This window comes from Rhodococcus sp. BP-261, from assembly GCF_019835205.1.
Lineage (GTDB): Bacteria > Actinomycetota > Actinomycetes > Mycobacteriales > Mycobacteriaceae > Rhodococcoides > Rhodococcoides kyotonensis_B.
In genome coordinates this window covers 1-21,288 of record NZ_JABUCO010000003.1, presented here as the reverse complement: position 1 = coordinate 21,288, position 21,288 = coordinate 1, and the positions used below count along the sequence as shown (strand labels likewise).

The 21,288-nt window shown below is 64.8% G+C and carries 17 protein-coding genes and 1 pseudogene; 13 read left to right on the top strand and 5 right to left on the bottom strand.

Going from position 1 to position 21,288, the window contains the following annotated elements; genetic code table 11:
- The first annotated feature begins 76 nt into the window (after window positions 1–76).
- The 3 genes from HQ354_RS04290 to HQ354_RS04280 are packed head-to-tail and all read left to right on the top strand — an operon-like array spanning window position 77 to window position 2,758.
- Window positions 77–745: an NADPH-dependent F420 reductase gene (locus tag HQ354_RS04290; protein WP_068432468.1), complete on the top strand. Its 669-nt coding sequence runs from the start codon at window positions 77–79 to the stop codon at window positions 743–745.
- A 22-nt stretch (window positions 746–767) separates the two neighbouring features.
- Complete coding sequence (locus HQ354_RS04285; RefSeq protein ID WP_157105444.1) at window positions 768–2,114, top strand: ATP-binding protein; 1,347 nt, start codon at window positions 768–770, stop codon at window positions 2,112–2,114.
- Complete coding sequence (locus HQ354_RS04280) at window positions 2,111–2,758, top strand: response regulator transcription factor (RefSeq protein WP_068432141.1); 648 nt, start codon at window positions 2,111–2,113, stop codon at window positions 2,756–2,758. The genes HQ354_RS04285 and HQ354_RS04280 overlap by 4 nt, the downstream gene beginning before the upstream one ends.
- Window positions 2,759–2,782: 24 nt before the next feature.
- Here HQ354_RS04280 and HQ354_RS04275 read toward each other — a convergent pair whose 3' ends face one another.
- Window positions 2,783–4,000 carry a serine/threonine-protein kinase gene (locus HQ354_RS04275; RefSeq protein ID WP_068432138.1) on the bottom strand — a complete coding sequence of 406 codons (1,218 nt, stop codon included), beginning with the start codon at window positions 3,998–4,000 and terminating at the stop codon, window positions 2,783–2,785.
- 211 nt (window positions 4,001–4,211) lie between these two features.
- On the opposite strand from HQ354_RS04275, the gene HQ354_RS04270 reads away from it, so the two are divergent.
- From HQ354_RS04270 to HQ354_RS04255, 4 genes are read left to right on the top strand one after another with little or no spacing between them, the layout of a single operon-like run.
- The gene (locus HQ354_RS04270; RefSeq protein ID WP_157105443.1) at window positions 4,212–5,072 is read left to right on the top strand and encodes a hypothetical protein; all 861 of its coding nucleotides are present in this window, start codon (window positions 4,212–4,214) and stop codon (window positions 5,070–5,072) included.
- Complete coding sequence (locus tag HQ354_RS04265) at window positions 5,069–6,622, top strand: DNA polymerase Y family protein (RefSeq protein WP_068432135.1); 1,554 nt, start codon at window positions 5,069–5,071, stop codon at window positions 6,620–6,622. The genes HQ354_RS04270 and HQ354_RS04265 overlap by 4 nt, the downstream gene beginning before the upstream one ends.
- Before the next feature lie 49 nt (window positions 6,623–6,671).
- Entirely contained in the window at window positions 6,672–7,403 is a 732-nt protein-coding gene (locus tag HQ354_RS04260) for an alpha/beta hydrolase (protein ID WP_308115123.1), read from the top strand.
- A 24-nt stretch (window positions 7,404–7,427) separates the two neighbouring features.
- Window positions 7,428–7,937 (top strand): hypothetical protein, encoded by a 510-nt coding sequence (locus HQ354_RS04255; protein ID WP_068432129.1) that lies wholly within the window; start codon window positions 7,428–7,430, stop codon window positions 7,935–7,937.
- A 6-nt stretch (window positions 7,938–7,943) separates the two neighbouring features.
- Here HQ354_RS04255 and HQ354_RS04250 read toward each other — a convergent pair whose 3' ends face one another.
- Entirely contained in the window at window positions 7,944–9,944 is a 2,001-nt protein-coding gene (locus HQ354_RS04250; protein WP_222634244.1) for an SDR family oxidoreductase, read from the bottom strand.
- A 198-nt stretch (window positions 9,945–10,142) separates the two neighbouring features.
- Window positions 10,143–12,275: an MMPL family transporter gene (locus HQ354_RS04245; RefSeq protein WP_167677424.1), complete on the bottom strand. Its 2,133-nt coding sequence runs from the start codon at window positions 12,273–12,275 to the stop codon at window positions 10,143–10,145.
- A 140-nt stretch (window positions 12,276–12,415) separates the two neighbouring features.
- On the opposite strand from HQ354_RS04245, the gene HQ354_RS04240 reads away from it, so the two are divergent.
- From HQ354_RS04240 to HQ354_RS04215, 6 genes are all read left to right on the top strand, one after another.
- Window positions 12,416–15,700: an error-prone DNA polymerase gene (locus HQ354_RS04240; protein WP_167677422.1), complete on the top strand. Its 3,285-nt coding sequence runs from the start codon at window positions 12,416–12,418 to the stop codon at window positions 15,698–15,700.
- Between the two features lie 96 nt (window positions 15,701–15,796).
- On the top strand, window positions 15,797–16,753 hold the full coding sequence (locus HQ354_RS04235; protein ID WP_254303672.1) for a siderophore ABC transporter substrate-binding protein: 957 nt from the start codon (window positions 15,797–15,799) through the stop codon (window positions 16,751–16,753).
- Between the two features lie 58 nt (window positions 16,754–16,811).
- On the top strand, window positions 16,812–17,783 hold the full coding sequence (locus tag HQ354_RS04230; RefSeq protein ID WP_222634243.1) for an ABC transporter permease: 972 nt from the start codon (window positions 16,812–16,814) through the stop codon (window positions 17,781–17,783).
- Window positions 17,770–18,786 (top strand): iron chelate uptake ABC transporter family permease subunit, encoded by a 1,017-nt coding sequence (locus tag HQ354_RS04225; RefSeq protein ID WP_222634242.1) that lies wholly within the window; start codon window positions 17,770–17,772, stop codon window positions 18,784–18,786. Before HQ354_RS04230 ends, HQ354_RS04225 begins: the two co-directional genes overlap by 14 nt.
- Complete coding sequence (locus HQ354_RS04220; RefSeq protein WP_068432112.1) at window positions 18,783–19,541, top strand: ABC transporter ATP-binding protein; 759 nt, start codon at window positions 18,783–18,785, stop codon at window positions 19,539–19,541. Before HQ354_RS04225 ends, HQ354_RS04220 begins: the two co-directional genes overlap by 4 nt.
- 17 nt (window positions 19,542–19,558) lie before the next feature.
- Window positions 19,559–20,071, top strand: a complete 513-nt coding sequence (locus HQ354_RS04215) for a metallophosphoesterase (RefSeq protein ID WP_068432110.1) — start codon at window positions 19,559–19,561, stop codon at window positions 20,069–20,071.
- Here the strand turns inward: HQ354_RS04215 and HQ354_RS04210 are convergent.
- Entirely contained in the window at window positions 20,057–21,007 is a 951-nt protein-coding gene (locus HQ354_RS04210; protein ID WP_068432107.1) for a methyl-accepting chemotaxis protein, read from the bottom strand. The two genes, HQ354_RS04215 and HQ354_RS04210, sit on opposite strands and share 15 nt — an antisense overlap.
- Window positions 21,008–21,088: 81 nt before the next feature.
- Window positions 21,089–21,288 (bottom strand): annotated as a pseudogene (locus tag HQ354_RS04205) (cytochrome ubiquinol oxidase subunit I); the annotation flags it as partial.

Genomic DNA, 21,288 nt, shown 5'->3' with positions numbered 1-21,288 from the left:
CGGGGTCGGAATGAACCGGCGCCCGAACGGCTTGGAAGCAGAGGAACTGTATCGCGATTCTCGAGGAGCTATCGACGTGAAGATCGGCATCATCGGAGCTGGATTCATCGGTGGGACGTTGACCCGCAGGTTGACGGAGTTGGGTCACGAGGTTCGGGTCTCGAATTCCCGTGCACCCGAAACACTTTCCGAACTCGCCGCCGAAACGGGCGCACAGGCGGTCTGGAGCACCGAGGCGGCGCAGGACGCCGATCTCGTGATCGTGAGTATTCCGCAGAAGAACACCCCGAATCTGCCGTCGGACATCGTGGATTCGGCGAACCCGGGCGCACCGATCATCGAAACGAACAACTACTACCCGCAGCAGCGCGACGGCCTGATTGCCGAGATCGAGAACGGCACACCGGAAAGTGTCTGGGTTGCACGGCATCTCGGTGCGCGCGGTGGTGACGTCGTGAAGGTCTTCAACGGCATCTACTGGAAGCACCTGCTCGAGAAGGGCGTTCCCGCAGGATCCGAAGGACGCATCGCGCTTCCGATCGCAGGCGCGGACGGCGCGGGCAAGAAGCTCGTGTTCGACGTCGTCGATCAGCTGGGGTTCGACCCGGTCGACGGCGGCACGCTCGAGGAGTCGTGGCGTCAGCAGCCCGGTACTCCCGTCTACGGCAAGGATTACGACGCCGACGGCGTGACGACCGCACTCACGGAAGCGACCGAGGAACGCCCTGCGGAGTGGCGCGCCTGAACGAAGATCAGGGGAGACCCTGATGCGAACGGTGTCCGATTCGTGCCAGGATCGAACAGTGCACCCTGTCGACCAGCCGGCCGCCCCCGGAGGCTACGAACCCGCCACGTTCCACCGGCGTGGTGGTGGACGCATCGTGGGTGGAGTCGCGGGTGGGCTGTCCGACCATCTGGGCGTCGACGTCTTCAAGGTGCGTGTCGCGTTCGTGCTGCTGGCCATCATGGCAGGCGCGGGAATCTTCGCGTACGGACTGCTGTGGATCTTCAGCCCCGCGGGAGACGACGTCGATCGGCCGACCAGCGTCGAGCGTCAACGGGCACTCGGTCTCGCGGCCGTCGGTCTCGGACTGGCGGCAGCGGTGGCCTGGTTGCTCGACGGCACGGCAGCGTCGGCATTGGTACCGATCGTCGTCGTGGTCGTCGGAGCGGCACTGGTCTGGCGTGAGTTCGACTCGGACGGACCGCGTTCTGTTCTCGGCCTGGCGAAGAAGCCGACGGTGCTCGGGTGGGCACGCGTCGTCGGCGGGGCGACGCTCATCGTGTTGGGGCTCGGCGTCGTCGTGCTGGCCAGGGTGGATCTTGCGTCGTTGCGCTCGTCGCTGCTGGCGGTCATCGTCACGTTGGTGGGCGCCGCATTGTTAACGGTTCCCGTGTGGTTGCGCATGTGGCGCGCGTTGAACGCCGAACGTTCCGCGCGTATCCGCAACGACGAGCGCGAGGAGATCGCATCGCATCTGCACGACTCGGTTCTGCAGACACTGGCGTTGATTCAGAAGCAGTCGGATCAGCCCGGTGAGGTCATGCGGTTGGCGCGCAGCCAGGAACGTGAACTGCGCAAGTGGCTGTTCGAGGACGGCGATCCCGATCACTCGTCGCTTGCCGAAGCACTGAAGACCATCTCGGGTGAGGTCGAGGACCAGCACGGCATCACCGTACGCCCCATCACCGTCGGTGACGTGCAGTTGGCGCTGGACGATTCGAGCGCGGGTCTGACGCGCGAGACCTTCACCGCGGTACTCGGTGCCACCCGTGAGGCGCTCGTCAATGCAGCCAAGCATTCGGGTGAGACCAACGTCGACCTGTTCGCCGAGACCGAGGACGACAAGGTCACCGTGTTCGTCCGCGACCGCGGTACAGGGTTCGACGAGTCCCAGGTGCCCGAGGATCGCCGCGGCCTCGCCAAATCGATTCGCGGCAGGATCGAACGGCGAGGAGGAGAGGTGTCGGTGCGCTCCGGCGTCGGCAAGGGCACCGAAGTTCGAATCATGATGCCACGGGGCGGTAGTGGCCGGGATTCTGCGAGCAAGGACACTTCCAAGCACAATCGAACCGAGACGACAGAACCTCGACCGCAGGAGCAGCACAGGTGACCGACCCTTTTCGTGTCTTTCTCGTCGACGACCACGCAGTTTTTCGTTCGGGTGTACGCGCGGAATTGGGTCGGGAGACCGACATCGAGGTCGTCGGTGAGGCAGGTGGCGTCGCCGACGCGGTAGCCGGGATCGAGTCGACCAAGCCGGATGTCGTGCTGCTCGACGTGCATATGCCCGACGGTGGGGGCGTCGCGGTGTTGGGTCGCATCTCGGACGGCCCGGTGTGCCTGGCGTTGTCGGTGTCCGACGCCGCGGAGGACGTCATCGCCGTCATTCGAGCGGGTGCGCGAGGCTACGTCACCAAGACGATCTCCGGTTCCGAACTCGCCGACGGTGTCCGACGCGTCGCCGGGGGAGATGCGGTGTTCTCGCCTCGCCTCGCCGGGTTCGTGCTGGATTCGTTCACGGGCAAGTCCGCTGCACCCGAACCTCCGCTCGACCCCGAACTCGATTCGCTGACGCCTCGCGAACTCGAGGTCCTACGGCTGCTCGCGCGCGGATACACCTATCGCGAAATCGCCGAGGATCTCTTCATCTCGGTCAAGACCGTCGAGACCCACGCGTCGAACGTGCTGCGAAAGACTCAGCAGTCCAACCGAAATGCGCTCACCCGGTGGGCGCACAAGCGTCGCATCGACTGACCGGAGTGCCCTCGACGGGCGTGATCACAGCAGAACGACGAGCAGAACGAGGATCACGACGACCAGGGCGACGGCGCCGGCGAGGATGATTCCCGGTTCGATGTCGGTCTTGTCACCGACGACGTCGTCGATCCAGTCGAGGACGAGATCGAGAGGATTCTTCTTCTTGGGCGGGTCGAAGGGCGGCGGCGCATAGGGTTTGGGCGAGTCGGTGAGACCGTCCGAGCGCACCGCGGGCAATCCTGCGATGGTGCTTCCGAATTCGCGCGATGCACGACGCGTGTCGGCGACAGGCGTCGACCGGTGTGCCCACCGCGGCACGGTGCCGTCGGCCGAAGTCAGTGGCACGCCCCGCATCTGGGCGATACTTCCCCGGCTGCTGATCGCCGCGACGATGATCTCGTCACGCGCCTGCGCCATCGTCGGGCGCCGAGCCGGATCCGGTTCGAGCATGTGCAGCAACGCATTCGTCAGATCGCCCGACTTCGTGGGCGGAATGATCTGCCCCTTCGCGACGCGGTGGAGCAACGCGATGGAATCCTGATCGATGTCGAACGGAGGCTTGCCCTCGATGGCGGTGTACAGCGTCGCGCCGAGCGAGAAGACGTCGCTGGCCTCCGTCGGATCCTGTCCGCGTGCGACCTCGGGGGCGAAGTACGCGGGCGTTCCGGTGATGACGGAGGAGTCGGATTCCTCGACGTCGCCCTTCGCGCGGGAGATACCGAAGTCGCTGATCTTGACGACGCCGAGTTCGCGCCCGCGATCGGCGATCAGAATGTTGCCCGGCTTGATGTCGCGGTGCACGATGCCTGCCTCGTGTGCCTCGGTCAGGGCGTCGGCGATCTGCGCGCCGATCTGCGCGACCTCGTACGGCGGCAGCGTATCGACGGTGTTGAGCGCCTGCGCGAGGCTGCGTGACGGCATGTACTCCATGACGAGCCACGGTTCGCCGTCCTCGATCGCGACGTCGTGCATCGCGATGGCATGTGCACTCGACAGGCGTGCGGCGATGCGGCCCTCACGCATCGCGCGGTTGCGGATCTCGCGTGCGGCTTTGTCGCTCAGTCCGACGGTCGACGTGACCTGTTTGACGGCGACCTTGCGGCCCATGAGTGTGTCCTGCGCGAGCCACACCGCACCCATTCCACCACCGCCGAGTTTGTAGGCGAGACGGTATCGACCGGCGAGGAGATAGTCGGGTCCCACGACCCGGGCGGCGCGCTTCTGCTCTGTCACGACCATAGGTTAGTTGACTGCTGCACTCTGTGCCGACGAGGTGTCTCGGCGGGTCGTATCGACGCCTCTACCTGCGGATACGGGGCCGTCTTGACGAGTGGCGATGCACCGGCTTTACTGGATAGCAGTTCGAAAGTCTGTTCGAAAGGCAAGACTTCCCCGTGCCTTTCGAACCGGCTCGAGTGTCGTGGGTTCGTCTATTTTCGGGGAGTGAAGCATGTCCGTTCCTGCCGGTGATCCAGCTGGTGACCCAGCTCTGGCAGACATGTCGTTGCCGGAGCGAGTCGAGTACCTGAGACGACGCATGGCGTCGGTCCCTGCGCGTGGTGAGACGCGCGCGGACCCGGTCCAGATTTCGGCTCCCGCATCTCGGAGTGACGGATCCCATCCTGCACCCATGGTCCGACATCGACACCCATCGCAGCCGGAAGTTCCTCGCAAGCCGGTGCTGGCCGTACCCGATGCTCTCGCGTCGATCCTTCCGCACGGCGGTTTGGTGCAGGGGTCGGTGGCCGCGGTGTCGGGAGCCGGTTCGTTGCTGCTCGGCATGGTGGCTGCGGTCACTGCGTCGGGCAAGCACGTCGCGGTGATCGGCCAGCCACGGTTCGGTCTGCTCGCGGCTGCCGAGATGGGTGCCGAGCTGCATCGGCTGGCCGTCGTTCCCGATCCGGGCGAGGACCCGGTCGAGGTGGCCGCGATCCTGCTCGACGGGCTCGACCTCGTCGTACTCGGTCTCGGTGGGCGGTCGGTGCCGCCGTCACGTGCCCGTGCCGTCGTGGCGCGCGCCCGAAGCAAAGGGGCGACGCTGCTGGTGACGGACGGGCAGTGGGACGGCATCGAACTGCGTCTCGACGCGGTCGTGCGGAGTTACGGCGGCGTCGGCACCGGCGCGCGATCGGGACGTGGACGGCTGCGCACCCTGCAGTTGGAAGTGCGGGCGCAGGGCAAGGCGATGCGTCCGCGCACCACGCGTGTCGATCTCCGGTCCGAGCAGGGGCGGGTGCAGTGGACCGTCGCACCTGAGATTCGTCGTGCGGCAGTGGATTCGGATGCCGACGATCTCGCGGTACTGGCATGAGCCGCGTTCTTGCGCTGTGGTGTCCGGACTGGCCTGCGGTGGCCGCTGCCGCCGTCGCGGATCTTCCCGCGACGCATCCGGTGGCGGTCACGTCGGCCAACCGGGTGATCGCGTGTTCGGCGACGGCCCGCACCGAGGGCGTTCGCCGGGGACTGCGCAAACGGGAGGCTCAGGCGCGGTGCCCCGACGTCCACGTCGCGACGGCGGATCCGGATCGCGACGGGCGTCTGTTCGAACCTGTCGCGGCTGCCATCGACGCCGTCGCACCCGGTGTGGAAATTCTGCGTCCCGGGTTGCTGATACTCGGTGCTCGCGGAGTGAGTCGGTACTTCGGCTCGGAACACGCTGCCGCCGAACGGCTCATCGACCAGGCGTCGAGCGCCGGGGTGGAGTGCCAGATCGGCATTGCCGACGAATTGACGACGGCCGTCATCGCTGCACGTCACGCGGCTGTCGTTCCGCGCGGTGGGGGTGCGCAGTTCCTGTCCGCGCTGCCGGTCGCCGAACTCGCCGCAGAGCCGAGTCTCGCCGCGCAGGAGCGAGGTGAGTTGATCGATCTGCTGCGACGCCTCGGCCTCCGCACGATCGGGGCGTTCGCCGCACTCACGCCCGGTGACGTCGCGTCCCGGTTCGGGACCGATGCCGTGTTGGCGCATCGCAGTGCCCGAGGCGAACCGGAACGTCCGCCGTCCGCTCGTGCGCTGCCGCCGGACCTGAACGTGGAGCACTCGTGTGATCCGCCGATCGACCGCGTCGACGCCGCAGCGTTCGCCGGTCGAGGCATGGCCATGAAGCTGCACACCAAGCTGGCGGCGGCCGGGGTTGCCTGTACGCGGTTGCTCGTTCATGCATCGACCGGGAACGGCGAGAACCTGTCGCGCATCTGGCGTTGTGCCGAGCCGTTGACCCCCGAGGGCACGGCCGATCGCGTGCGGTGGCAGCTCGACGGATGGCTCACCGGGCGCAGTGAGAACAAGCCGACCGCGGGCATCACGACGCTTCGGCTCGAACCCGTCGAGGTCGTCGCGGCAGGCGAACTCCAGTTGGGGTTGTGGGGAAGCGTCGGCGACGAGGACGAACGGGCGCGTCGCGCTCTGGTGCGGGTGCAAGGACTTCTCGGCGGTGACGCGGTGAAGATCGGTGTGCTCAGCGGTGGGCGTGGTCCCGTCGAACAGGTGACGCTTCGTTCGTTGGGCGACGAGCTCGTTCCGCTGCGCGATCCGTCGGCGCCGTGGCCGGGGAAGCTGCCGCAGCCGGCGCCCGCGGCGGTGATGGAGTCACGTCCCGAGGTGTTGCTCGAAGATGCACTCGGATCGTCGGTGCACACCTCGGAACGAGGCGACTTCGACCGTGCGCCCGCAGTCCTGCGATGGGGGAGCAAGAAGTGGGCGGTGACGGGATGGGCCGGGCCGTGGTCGGTCGACGAACGGTGGTGGGATCCTGCAGTCGGTCACCGCGGCGCGCGGGTCCAAGTGCACATCGACGAGAACCGGGTACTTCTGTTGGCGTACGACTCGGAAGGATGGCACGTCGAGGGAATCTACGAATGAGGAGGAGATCGGTCTGAAGCCCGACAGAGTGCGCGTCGCCCATCTGGATGTGGGGGGAGTCGACATCGCCTACCGAGACTTCGGCGGCACCGAGCCCATCCCGGTCGTGCTGGTGCACGGAATGGGCGGTGACAGCGGCACATGGGATCGATTCGCGACGGCGCTGGTCGCCGCCGGGCGACGCGTCGTCACCGTCGATCTGCGTGGCCACGGCCGAAGTTCCCACACCGACGACTATTCGTTCGCGTCGTTCGGTCGCGACATCGTCGCCGTCCTCGATCATCTGGGGTTGACCGAGGTGGATCTGGTGGGACATTCGCTCGGCGGATACGCAGTGACGCTGGTCGCGCAGGAGCGTCCGAGCTCGGTTCGGTCGTTGGTCATCGAGGAGATGCCGATTCCCATTCGGCAGGGCGACGCCGAGCCGACACTCACCGGCCGCCTTCCGTCGATCACCGAACTCTGGCATGCGGCAACAAGTATCCTTCGCCATCCCCGTGCCGTCTTCGTGTTCGACCGGTCGATGACCGGGCCCGCACTCGCGCAGTTTCGTCGCCCCAACTCCGAATGGTGGAAGAAGCTGGCCGACATCACCGCGGCGACGCTGGTGCTACGCGGAGGCCCAGGCGGAATGATGGACGACACGCGTCTCGATCTGTTGGCCGGCGAGATTCCGGACTGTTCGGTCGTGTCGTTCAGGACGGGACACAGCATCCACCGCGACAAGTACGCGGAGTTCGAAGCAGCTGTGATGCCATTTCTGATGCGACATCGGAACTGACACACGACCCTTTACGATCTGCGTATGGGACTGGGGAGACGAGATGTGCGACTCATCGGCTGGTCGGCCGTGTTCGCTGCATCGCAGGCGAACATCGTGAGGTTGCTCGGTCCGGCGGGGCCGCACGTTCTGGAGGTTCAGACGGCCTGGTCGGCCGATCGTTATCGGCAGATTCTCGACTCGATGGACACGACCACGACCGCCCGTTTCCGTAGCCACTACTACCCGGACATGGTGCATCCGGCGCTCTACGCACTGGCGCTGCGCGCCGGCGCCGCACGACTCGGTGAGCTCACCGAACTCGATCCGCGGACCGCGCGGATTCTCGCGACGACGCCGGTGATCTCCGCTGCCGGTGACTACATCGAGAACGTCGTCGGACTGCATCTGCTCGATCATCCCGAGCACATCACCGACAAGGTCGTTCGTGCGACGACCGTGGTGAGCGTGAGCAAATGGGTTCTGGCGCTCGGATGCTTGGCCTACCTGAGCGCTGGGTTCACCGGAGTGTGGTCGCGCGCGCTTCGACGCTGAGCGCACTCACCAGTTCGCGCCGGGCACCAGACGTCCGAGCCGACGGGCCAGTTTCGCCACCTGCGCGGCTGCGGTGGACGAATCGTATTGCGCGCGTTGCTCGTAGCCGGCGAGCGTCGGCGGGGTCTCGGTCGTCTCGCCCTTCGCCGCGGCGGAGTCCGGGTATCGACGGTAGAACTGATGCATCGTCCGGTCCTTGCGCTTCGGAACGAAGATGCTGCTGAACTGCCCCAGTGTTCCGAGCGGGGTGTCGATGCGCTTCGGTCTGTCGACGAGCGCTCGAATCACCATGGCTGCAGCCTTCTCCGGTGACACGACCGGGCCGACGTTCTTGTCTCCGGTCGGCGCGATCATCGGCGTTGCGACGAGAGGCATGTGGATGGTCGTGAACGTGATGCCGTCCGAGAGCGTTTCGGCTGCGGCGACATCGGCGAACCCGTCGAGAGCGGCTTTGCTGGCGACGTAGGCGGCAAACCTCGGCGTATGTCCTTGCACCGCAGCGCTACTGATGTTGACGACGTGACCGAAGCGACGCTCGCGCATCTGGGGAAGCAGTGCAAGCACGAGCCGAACCGCGCCGAAGTAGTTGACGGCCATGGTCCGCTCGAAATCGTGCAGCCGATCGGTCGAGCGGTACAGCGAGCGACGGATCGACCGGCCCGCGTTGTTGACGAGCATGTCGACGTGATCGTGTTCGCTCAGAATGGCTTTGACGGTCTGGTCGACCGATTCCGAATCGGTGACGTCACACGGGTAGCCGTAGGCGTCACCGCCCTGTCCGCGAATGTCCTCCACGACCGATGCCAACTGCTCGGCTCCCCGGGCGAGCAGGATGACCGTCGCACCCTTGCGGGCTGCAGCTTCCGCACTTGCCCGACCGATACCCGACGAGCCGCCGGTGATGACGATGTGGCGTCCGACCAGCGGTCCGCGCGAATCCTGACGACGAGCCCGGTTCGGATCGAGATTTTTCTGCCAGTAGGTCCACAGTGCGTCGGCGTACTCGGCCAGGGGAGGTGGAGTAATGCCACTGTCGCGCAGTCTGTTTCGTGTCGCCGACGAATCGAATGTCGTCGGCAGTGTCAGATGGTCCAGCATCACCGGCGGCACGCCGAGTCGGGACACGAGCGCGTCGCGGCCGGTCTTCACGACGTCGAACCGCGGGGACACGACAGGTGCAGCGACGAGACCCGGTAGTCCGACGACCTTCGCCTTCGATCCCGCGGCACGGCCGAATGCCCGGTAGACCTCGACCATCGACTGGGGCTCGGGGTTCACCAGATGAAAGACTTTCTGCTCCAACGGGTTGCGATGAATCAGCTCGACGATCGCCGACGCGACGTAATCGACCGGCACCAGATTCGTGGCGCCGATGTCCGGAACGGTGACCGGCAACGCGTCGGGAAGCTTCGCCAGTTCGGCGAACAGGGGGAAGAAGAAGTAGGGGCCGTCGACCTTGTCGATGGCGCCGGTGTCCGAGCGTCCGACGACCGCCGACGGACGGTAGACGCGCCAGTCCGTCGCCGATTCGCGAACGAGCGCTTCCGATTCGAACTTCGTGCGGTGATACGCCGTCGGGAAGCCCTGTCCTTTGTCGAAGTCGTCCTCGGTGAACGTGCCCGTGTAATCGCCCGCGACGGCGATCGACGACATGTGGTGAAGCCGGGCGCCGGTGCGTACCGCGAGTTCCACGACCGAACGGGTGCCGTCGACATTGGTGGCGGCCTGTTCGTCGCCGGCGGTCATGTCGTAGATCGCCCCGAGATGCACGATGTGGTCGATGTTCGCAGGTGTGGTCTGCAGGCCGAGTGCGGGCTCGGTGAGGTCGCCGACCAGTGGGTGGATGCGGTCCTTGCCGTCGAGTGCGGCGATCTGCTGCTCGAGCTTCGCGAGGGACTGCTGGCGAACGAGTACATGAATCTGCGCCGACGGGTCACGTTCAAGCAGCAGTGGCAGCACGTTCTGCCCGAGGAATCCCGTACCGCCGGTAACGATGTAGTTCGCCATGGGCGTCAACTTACTCCGAAGTAAGTTCTGTGGCCAGTTCGGTTCGTCCCGCCCCGAGTGACCGAATGTCACCCTCGGTTACGTGAAGTGACCGAGGGACGCCCTCGCTCCGACCCGCCGCGCGGCCGGGACGGGGCGAGGGCGCCCCGTGCTCACTCCACGTGACCGCGTGTGACATTCGGTCCGTGATGGGGCGGCTCAGTGCCCGATCCCCACCTTGTCGTGCACCTTCTTCATCCACGCAGGCGCCCACCAGTTGGCCTCGCCCATGAGCTTGACGAGGGACGGCACGAGGAGCATGCGGATGATGGTGGCGTCGACGATCAGCGCGACGATCATGCCGAGGCCGAGGAATCGCATGATCGACAGTTCGGAGATCGTGAACGCTCCGGTCACGACGATGAGAATCAGAGCGGCCGCGGTGACGATGCGTCCAGTGCGTTGGGCGCCGAGGACGACGGCTTCCTCGGTCGTCGCACCTGCTGCTCGTGCTTCGACCATCCGCGACATCAGGAACACCTCGTAGTCGGTGGAGAGACCGAACACGACGGCGAGGATGAGGACGACGAAGGTCGCTTCGAGCGGTGCGGGCGTCACCCCGAGTACTTCGGCACCATGTCCTTCCTGGAACACCCAGGTCAGCACTCCGAACGTCGCGCCGAGGCTGAGTCCGGCCATGAGCACGGCCTTGATCGGCAGCACGATCGAGCCGAAGGCGAGGAACAACAGGATCAGGGTGGAGATCACCATGATCGCGATCATCGCGGGTAACCACGTCGCGATCGCGGCGTTCCCGTCGTCGGTCAAGGCCCTGTTGCCGCCGACCAGGATCTCGGTGCCCTCCGGCGGTGTGATGTCGCGCAGTCCTTGCACTGCAGCGCTCTGCGATTCGGCTTCGGTCCGTCCGTCCGCCGGTTCGCTGTACGTTGCCTGGAGAACGACGACGTCGTCGGTCGATCCACGGAACTGGACGTTGCCGATACCGTCGACCTCACCGGCTTCGCGGGTGACCTCGGCGATCGGTGAGCCCTGCGGTTTCGTGCCGTCGGTGCCACGAAGGACGACGACGGCGCCTTCGCCGGTGGACGGGAACTCGCTGCTGAGGGTTTCGACGGCGACGCGTGCCGGGTCGTGTTCGGGCAGCGCGGTGTAGTCGACCTCGCCGAGCGTCACCTTCAGGATCGGCGCGGACAACACGAGCAGTCCGGCGACGATGACGGTCGCGACGATGCCGGGCTTGCGCATCACCCGGGTGACGACGCCTCCCCAGAACTTCTGTGCGCGTGCGTCGCCCCGATCGGAGGCGGTCTTGCTCCACGTCAACGAGTTGATTCGCGGCCCGAGGATCGCGAGCAGGGCGGGCACGGCCGTCAGCGACAGAACTGCGGCGCCCGCGACGGCGGCCATCGCGCCGAAGCCGAGCGATTTGACGACCGGTTGCGGGAACACCAGCATGCCTGCGAACGCGCAGATCAGGAGCAGACCGGAGAAGACGATCGTTCGTCCCGCGGTCAGAACGGTGCGCACGGTCGCGTCGGCCGGGGTCTTGCCGTCGCGCATCTCTTCTCGAAATCTGCTGACGATGAACAGGCCGTAGTCGATGGCGAGACCGAGACCGAGCAGCGATGCGACGTTGATCGAGAACGAGCTCACCTCGGTGATCGTCGTCAGCACGTGCAGAATCGTCAGAGCGGTGACGACGCTGAGAATGCCGACGAACACCGGGACCGCCGCGGCGACGACACCGCCGAAGATCACGATCAGCAGGACGAGCGTGATCGGGATTGCGATGGCCTCGGAGCGAACCAGATCGCTCTGCAGCGTCGTGCTGAACGAGACGCCGACGACCGAACCCCCGGCGAACTGCGAGGTCACCCCTGGCACTTCGAGCTGCGGCGGAAGCTGACCGAACGTCGAGAACGTGACACCCGAGTTCGAGCCGAGCGTGACGGTGGCGAGTGCCTTCGTTCCGTCGTTCGAGACCAGAAGCTCTTTGGCTGCCGGGTTCTCCGCCGTCCAGTACGACGTGACGTTCTGAACGGTGTACTTGCTCTGGAAGTCGTTCAACACGGCCTCGACCTCGGGGCCGATGTCGTCGATGGTCTTGCCCTCGGGCGGGGTGTAGATGGCCACGATGTCGGGTGTCTGTTGTCCGAGTCCCGAGACGAGCGAGCTCACCTGGGCTGCTTCGCTACCGGGATCGATGAAGCCGCCTTCGCTGAGCTTGCCGAACACCCCGAGTCCCCAGATGCCACCGAGTGCGACGAGGACGACGGCGATGGTGAGCACCCATCGCTTCCTGGCCACGACGAATGAAGCCCAACGTGTCACTCGAGATCTCCGGATCTGATCGAAGGGGGCCGCGCATGTGTTCCGGGCGAGCCTATCGGTGTCGCGAGCCGACGATTGATTCGTGTCGGTGGCTCGAGGTGTAATGGGAACATACGTTCGAACACTGACCGGAGGTGCACATGGGTTGGAACGACGGCCCACCCACGTGGTCGGAGATGGAACGTGTGCTGTCGGGCCGCCCGGCGCGGCCGGTGCCCGAGGTCGTCGGCGACGGCGGCGACAGTCCGGCGTGGTCGCGTAAACGCGAAGCATACGAGAACGAGGTGACACGTCCGGCGGTGTCGACGACGGCGTACGCGGAACTGCACGCTCACTCTGCTTTCAGTTTCCTCGACGGCGCGAGCCAGCCGGAGGTGATGGTCGAAGAGGCGGTGCGGCTGGGCCTGGAGGCCATCGCGATCACCGATCACGACGGTTTCTACGGTGTGGTGCGTTTCGCCGGGGCAGCCAAAGCGCTCGGTATCGGGACGATCTTCGGGGCCGAGCTGTCCCTGGGCACGGCGCGGTCTCGCGCGGGAGAGCTGGATCCGGACGGTTCCCATCTGTTGGTCCTGGCCAGGGGACAGGAAGGGTATCGACGGCTGTCGCGCGAGATCGCGGCGGCGCATCTGCGCGGTGGCGTCAAAGGCAAACCGCAGTACGACATCGACGGCTTGTCCGACGCCGCGGGCGGGCATTGGCAGATTCTCACCGGGTGCCGCAAGGGTCATGTTCGACGAGCCCTGGATACCGGGGGCCTGTCGGCAGCCGACGCGGCGTTGGCCGACCTCGTCGACCGGTTCGGTGCGGACCGTGTCAGTGTCGAGCTCACCCATCACGGCATTGCGGAGGACGACGAGCGCAACGACGCCCTCGCACAACTGGCACGTGGATACGAGCTCCCGATCGTCGCGACGACGGCTGCTCACTATGCGACACCCGACAGCGGCCGACTCGCGATGGCGATGGCCGCGGTTCGCGCCCGCAGCAGTCTCGACGATGCGTCCGGGTGGCTCGCTCCGACCGGGGGCACGCATCTGCGATCCGGGGCGGAGATGGCACGGTTGTTCGCGCATCACCCCGGCGCCGTGCGTGGCGCGGTCGAACTCGGGCGCGAGTGTGTGTTCGATCTTCGTCTGATCGCGCCGAAGCTCCCGCCGTTCGACGTGCCACCGGGGCATACCGAAATCAGCTATCTACGGGCACTGTCGTTCGACGGCGCTGCCCGCAGGTACGGTACGCGGCAACAGCATCCGTCCGCCTACGCGCAGATCGAGTACGAACTCGACATCATCGAACGGCTGCAGTTTCCCGGCTACTTCCTTGTCGTGCACGACATCGTCGACTTCTGCAAGACACACGACATCCTGTGTCAGGGAAGAGGTTCCGCGGCAAACTCTGCGGTGTGTTACGCCATCGGCATCACCAACGTGGATCCGGTGGCGAACAAGCTGCTGTTCGAACGTTTTCTCGCACCGGAACGGGACGGCCCGCCCGACATCGACATCGACATCGAATCGGACCGGCGTGAGGAGGCCATTCAGCACGTCTACGAGAAGTACGGCCGCACGTACGCGGCGCAGGTCGCCAATGTGATCACCTATCGAGGAAAGTCCTCGGTGCGAGACATGGCTCGCGCGTTGGGGTTTTCGCAAGGACAACAGGATGCCTGGAGCAAGCAGGTCACCCGATGGTCCAAGGTGGGGGATCAGGAGGACAGTGAGATTCCTGCGTCCGTCCTCGAGTTGGCGCAACAGATCGAGGGGTTTCCGCGGCATCTCGGAATTCACTCGGGCGGCATGGTCATCTGTGATCGCCCCATCGCCGACGTGTGTCCGGTGGAATGGGCGACCATGGCCGATCGCAGTGTGCTGCAGTGGGACAAGGACGACTGTGCCGCAGTCGGATTGGTCAAGTTCGACATGCTGGGGCTCGGCATGCTGTCGGCGTTGCACTACATGATCGACCTCGTGGCCGAGCACAAGGACCTCCATGTCGATCTCGCCGACATCGATCTGAGCGAGAAGGCTGTCTACGACATGCTGCAACGCGCGGATTCGGTCGGTGTGTTCCAGGTCGAATCCCGCGCGCAGATGGCGACGCTGCCCAGGCTGAAGCCGTCCGAGTTCTACGACCTCGTGGTCGAGGTCGCGCTGATCAGGCCCGGCCCCATCCAGGGTGGTTCGGTGCACCCGTACATCAAGCGCCGCAACGGACTCGAACCCGTCACGTTCGATCACCCGTCGCTCAAGAAGGCGCTCGAACGCACTCTCGGGGTGCCGCTGTTCCAGGAACAATTGATGCAGATGGCCATCGACGTCGCAGGATTCAGTCCTGCCGAGGCGGATCAGTTGCGTCGTGCCATGGGGTCCAAACGGTCTCCGGAGAAGATGAACCAGCTGCGTGATCGGTTCTACGACGGCATGCAGAACCTGCACGGTATCACCGGCGACGTCGCGGACCGGATCTACGAGAAGCTTGCCGCATTCGCCAATTTCGGTTTCCCCGAAAGTCATTCGCAGAGTTTCGCGTCGCTGGTGTTCTACTCGTCGTGGTTCAAGCTGCATCATCCCGCGGCGTTCTGCGCGGGTCTGCTCCGCGCGCAGCCGATGGGCTTCTATTCGCCGCAGTCCCTCGTTGCCGATGCGCGTCGTCACGGAGTCCAGGTGCACGGTCCCGACGTCAACGCCAGTTCGTGGTACGCCGATCTCACCGGCTCCGGCCTCGAAATCCGAATGGGCCTCGCCGACGTGAGGCACATCGGGCAGGACCTCGCCGAACGCATCGTCGAATCTCGCGTCCTGCACGGCCCGTTCGCGTCGTTCCTCGATCTGACCGGACGAGTGGAACTGTCGACGTCGCAAGCCGAATCTCTTGCCACTGCAGGCGCTCTCGGATGTTTCGGCATCACCAGAAGAGAGGCTCTGTGGGCGGCGGGTGCGGCCGCGGGGGAAAGGTCGCATCTGCTACCGGGTCTCGGCGCGTCGACGCGGGCACCGATGCTTCCGGGCATGAGCGACCTGGACATCGCGTCGGCCGACGTCTGGGCGACCGGTGTCTCGCCCGATTCCTACCCGACACAGTTCTTCCGGGAGAAACTCGACGACATGGGTGTCGTCCCGGCCAACGGATTGCTGCAGGTGCCCGACGGAGATCGTGTTCTCGTCGGCGGCGCGGTGACGCATCGTCAGCGGCCGGCGACGGCAGGGGGTGTCACGTTCCTCAACATCGAGGACGAGACGGGCATGGTCAACGTCGTCTGCTCGGTGGGACTGTGGGCCAAGTTCCGCAAACTGGCCCTCACGGCACCGGCTCTGCTCGTGCGCGGCAAGGTCCAGAACGCCGAGGGCGCAGTCACCGTCGTGGCCGATCATCTGCAGCTGATGGACCTCCGTGTCCGTTCCAAGTCCAGAGATTTTCAGTGATCGGCGTCACCCCGTTATGATTTGCATAGCCTCACCTAAACCATTACTTTTCTCGTCGACTAAAGACTTCGTAAACAAACCTTGGTGAGGAAACGCGTGAAGATCTCTCGTACGTCGATGCTGCTCATGGCCGGCGCCGCTGCGTCGATGCTCGTTCTGTCGGCGTGCAGCGAATCGTCGACCGACGCCGACAGCGCTTCGTCCTCGGACACGGTCAGCGTCGAGACCGCCAACGGTCCTGTCGAGATTCCGGCCAACCCAGTGCGTGTGGCCGCGCTCGACAACACGTCGTTCGAAACGCTGCAGGCGTTCGGGATCGAGCCGGTCGCGCTCCCCAAGCCGTTGATGCCGGACGAGGGCTTCGAGGAGTGGATCTCGAACGACGCCATTCTCGACGTCGGTACGCACCGCGAGCCCAACCTGGAGGTCGTCAGCGAAGCCGAACCCGACCTGATCATCGGCGGCTACCGCTTCCAGGAGTACACCGACGAGCTCAGCCAAATCGCCCCGACGATCGACATCTCGCCGACCGACGAGAACTACGTCGAGTCGCTGAAGGCGCAGACCGAGAAGCTCGGCACCATCTTCGGCAAGGAGGATCAGGCCGCCGACATCATCGCGGCCCTCGACGCAGCCGAGGCCGACGCTGCCGCCCAGACCACCGGGCAGACTGTGTTCCTCGCCAACGTCAACGGCGGCAAGATCGACAATGGTGCCCAGCGCATCGGCCGTCTTCTCGAGCCGCTGAACCTGCGAGACGTCTTCGCCGGAGAAGCCGGTGACGTGCACGGGGATTCGGGTCTGGCGCCGGAGACCATCGCGCAGGCCAACCCCGACTGGGTCATCGTGCTCGACCGCGACGCCGCCGCAGGCGAAGAGGGTGCGTCCCCGGCTGGGGCTGTGTTCGCAGCACAGGAGGCCTTCGCGAACACCACGTTCACGACGCAGGATCAGATCATCTACCTCGACCCGTACTTCTACACCCGCGAGGGCATCCAGGCGTACACCGAGGCGTTCGAGGGAATCTCGACCGCGTTCGCGAACGCCGCCTGATTCGTCGGCCGGCTGTGCCGCGGCTTTCCGTCGAAAGCCGCGGCACACGGGTATCTCCATGACCAAGCATCGAACACTGCTTCTCACCGCGATCGTCGTGACCGTTCTCGGTCTCGCCGTCCTCTCGCTGTTCGTCGGCGGCTACGACATCACCCTTCGGACGTTGCTCGACGATCCCGAGGCGCGCAACATGTTCCTCATATCGCGTGTACCCCGTACTCTCGCACTGATCTTCGCGGCGATGGCGATGAGCATCTCCGGCGTGATCATGCAGATGATCACGCAGAACAAGTTCGTCGAACCGACCACGGCAGGCACGGCTCAATGGGCCGGACTCGGAGTACTGTTCACGTTCATCGTGCTGCCGGGCGCTACCCCGATGGTCAAGATGATCGTTGCCACGGGCTTCGCATTCGTCGGCACGATGATCTTCGTCGGCGTGCTTCGTCAGGTATCGGTACGGTCGTCGTTGGTCGTTCCCCTCGTCGGAATCATGCTCGGGGCCGTCGTCGGCGCCGTGACGACGTTCCTTGCGGGAACCTTCGATCTGCTGCAATCGATGTCCGCATGGCGGTCCGGCGGATTCAGCAGTGTCGTGCGCGGTTTCTACGAACCACTATGGGCTGTCCTGGTCATCGCAGTCCTGGCGTACGTGCTGGCCAACAGGTTCACGGTCGCCGGTCTGGGCAAGGACCTCGCGACGTCGGTGGGTCTACGCTACGAACAGATCGTGTTCGTCGGCGTCACGATGGTCGCCGTCGCCACGGGCGTCACGAGCGTCGTCGTCGGTTTCATACCGTTCCTCGGATTGATCGTGCCGAATCTCGTGTCCATGATCCTCGGCGACGACGTGCACAAGAATCTGCCGTGGGTTGCCTTCATCGGGGCCGGTTTGCTGTTGGCGTGCGACATCGTCGGACGAATCGTCGTCGAGCCCATGGAGATTCCGGCCTCGGTGATTCTGGGTGTCGTCGGTGCGGTCGTGTTCGTTCTGTTGATAGTGAGGCAGCGTCGCTATGTCAGTGCTTGAATCTCGCGTCGCGTCGCGTCGCGCGCCGGTGCGACGGCGAATACCGCGCCCGTACCTCAGTCCCGGTGTCCGGCTCGTGCTGGTGTCGGTGGTTCTGGTCGCCCTTATCGCTTGCTTTCTCTTTCTGTTCGTCCGTGGGTCCTTCGCATTCGCGTTTCCACGACGGTTGAACATGTTGGGCGCCATGGTGATTGCCGCGTTCACGCAGGGAGTCGGCACCGTGGTTTTTCACACGGTGACCGACAACCGAATTCTGACGCCGTCGATCATCGGCTTCGATTCGATGTACACGCTGATGCAGACGCTGATGGTGTTCGTCTTCGGCGGCACGGTCATAGCGAACACCGAGGGCATTCCGAAACTTCTTGCCCAGACGGCGCTCATGGTCGTCTTCGCGACGATCTTGTACCGCTGGATGTTCTCGGGCAAACTCGGGAGCCTGTTCCTGATGCTGCTCGTGGGGGTCGTCATCGGCCTTGCGTTCGACAGCATTTCGACGTTCCTCCAGCGTCTGCTGTCTCCGACCGAGTACGACATGTTGTCGGTCAAGCTGTTCGGTCGGCTGAGCGCGGTCAAGGGGGACTACCTTCCGCTGGCCTTCGGCGTCTGCATCGTGATCGGTCTGATTCTGTGGAAGCGCAGACATCATCTCGACGCGTTGCTGTTGGGCCGGGAAGCGGCGATGGGCATCGGGGTTTCGCACAAACGCGAACTGACGCTGATGCTGATTCTGATCGCGGTGATGGTCGCATTCTCGACGGCGTTGGTGGGCCCGATGACGTTCTACGGCTTCGTCGTCGCAACGCTGGCGTATCAGTTCGCCGGTAGCTACAAGCACGTGTATGTCATGCCGATGGCCTTCCTGCTCGGCTTGCTGACGCTCGTGCTGGGCCAATTCGTCATGCAACATATCTTCTACGCCGGTGGATTCCTGACGGTCATCATCGAATTCGTCGGCGGCGCACTGTTTCTCGCCGTCATACTTCGTAAGGGCAAGCTGTGATCGAATTCGTCGACGTTGCCATGTCGTATCAGGACCACCGTGTGCTGGGGCCCGTCACCGGCACCATCGCGAAAGGGGGCATCACATCGCTGATCGGCCCCAACGGCGCGGGCAAGTCCACGTTGCTCACAGTCATCGGTCGGCTGCTCGACCCCACATCGGGGACGGTCACGGTCGGAGGCATGGACATTCGAACGACCAGATCGGCGGATCTGGCCAGGCACCTGTCGATCCTGCGGCAGGACAACCACATCACCGCGCGTCTGACGGTGCGTGAACTCGTCGGATTCGGTCGGTTCCCGCACTCGAAGGGGAGGCTCGGCCCAGCCGACACCGAACATGTCGACAGGGCGCTCGCGTTCCTCGAACTGGACGGATTGGCACACCGGTTTCTGGACCAGCTGTCCGGAGGTCAGCGTCAGCGAGCATTCGTCGCGATGGTGCTGGCGCAGGACACCGATTACGTGCTGCTCGACGAGCCGCTGAACAACCTCGACATGAAGCACTCGGTCCTGATGATGAAGCAGCTGCGCAGAGCAGCGGACGAACTCGGCAAGACCATCGTGCTCATCGTCCACGACATCAACTTCGCTGCGGCCTATTCCGATCGCATCATTGCACTGCGTGACGGAATCATCGTGACGGGCGGTACCTCGGACGAGATGATGCAGGATCACATTCTGAGTGACGTCTTCGACACGTCGGTCCGCGTGCACACGATCGACGGCAACAGAACTGCGGTCTACGCGCGCTGACGGGCACACTGGTCGTCGTGAAGTTACTTCTGTTGGCCGACACGCACGTTCCCAAGCGAGCCCGGGCGTTGCCCGAGCAGGTGTGGGCAGCCGTCGACGACGCCGATGTCGTCATCCACGCAGGTGACTGGGTCGAAATCGGATTGTTCGACGATCTCTCCGCCCGATCGAAGCGACTGATCGCGTGTTGGGGAAACAACGACGGTGACGACTTGCGGGCCGTCATGCCCGAACGGGCCGACGTGACACTCGACGGGCTGCGGTTGACGGTCGTCCACGAGACCGGTGCGGCAGCGGGACGCGAGAAACGAATGGCTGCGCTGTATCCGGATACCGATGTACTCGTGTTCGGGCACAGCCACATTCCGTGGGACACGGTGGCGGATACCGGTCTGCGTTTGCTCAATCCAGGCTCGCCGACCGACCGTCGTCGTCAGCCCTACTGCACCTATATGACGGCGACGATCACCGACGGTGTTCTCGGAGACGTCGACGTCCACCGGGTCGAGAAAGAGTCACGCATTCGTTGACTCGGGAACCTCTCGGGCCTGGTCGACGAGTTCCTGGACGAGTCGGATGATGACGTCCATCTCGGCCATGACTCCCGCGCGCAGTTCGTCGTGTTCGGCCGGGGTGAGGGGAGGGTTCTGTGTGTCGACGGACATCAGGATGTCGATCCTGGACCGCAGAGTGTTCAGCGGTTCCATCAGCTCTTCGGCCGCGTCGGTGATCAATTTGTTCTGCCGGGCACCCGATTTGTCGAGCGCGAGCAGCATCTCGTTGAAACTCGTGGCGAGCGAGGCGAGTTCGTCGTCGCCCGTCACTGCGATCGGCTCCAGCGAGCCGGTTCGGGCGATGCGTTCGGTTGCGTTGCGCAGTCGTTTGACCGGACGCAGACCCGTGCGCGCGACGGCCGCGCCCGCGATGCCGGCGAGCGCGACGAGGAATGCGCCGATCATCACGAGTGCGAGCGTCAGCTTGCCCAGTAAGGGCGCGTTGGTGTCCAGAGATTCGGCCACCATCACGGTCTCTCCCGACACCGTTCGTTTCGCGGAGATCATGTAGCCGCGCACTTCGCGGAGCGACGTCTCGGCATTGCCGTCGGCCACCGCTTGTTCGGGTGGGTCGAGGACACCGCTCGTTCCGGTGAACGGACGGGACTCGGCGGTGAAGGTGATCAGTTCGCCGTCCACGGAGACGAGGGCGACCTTGATCGCCGGTCCATCGGAACTACCGACGCCGAAACCGAACAGCGTGGCCGTCACGCCCGATGTTGCGCTGGCGATCAGCGCGTCCGCGTTGCGACTGACCCGATCGGCGACCTGAGCGCGCAGGGCTTGTTCGGTGACGGCATAGATCGCGAGCGCGCTGACGGCGACCGCCAACGCGGCCACGCTCATGATCAGCAGGCGAATCCGACTGTGCAGAGAGAAATGCGGCGACCGCCCGCGTCGGGCTATCGGCATGCCGACAGCCTCGGCGCGGGGGAGTCGGACATCGGTCGAGTATTGCTTTCGCTGCTGAGAACGATCTGAGAGAGCTGCGAACTACGCGTCGGGGTCGCCGGAGTGTTCGTGGTCGCTGGTGCTCAGAGGTGCACGGCGGGACTGTTCGAGTACTTCGGTGGTGTGTCCGCCGTGGCTGCCGGGTCCGACGTGGGCTTCGGAGCGCATGCGTTCGACCATGTGTGGGTAGTGCAGCTCGAACGCGGGACGCTCGGAACGGATACGGGGCAGTTCGGTGAAGT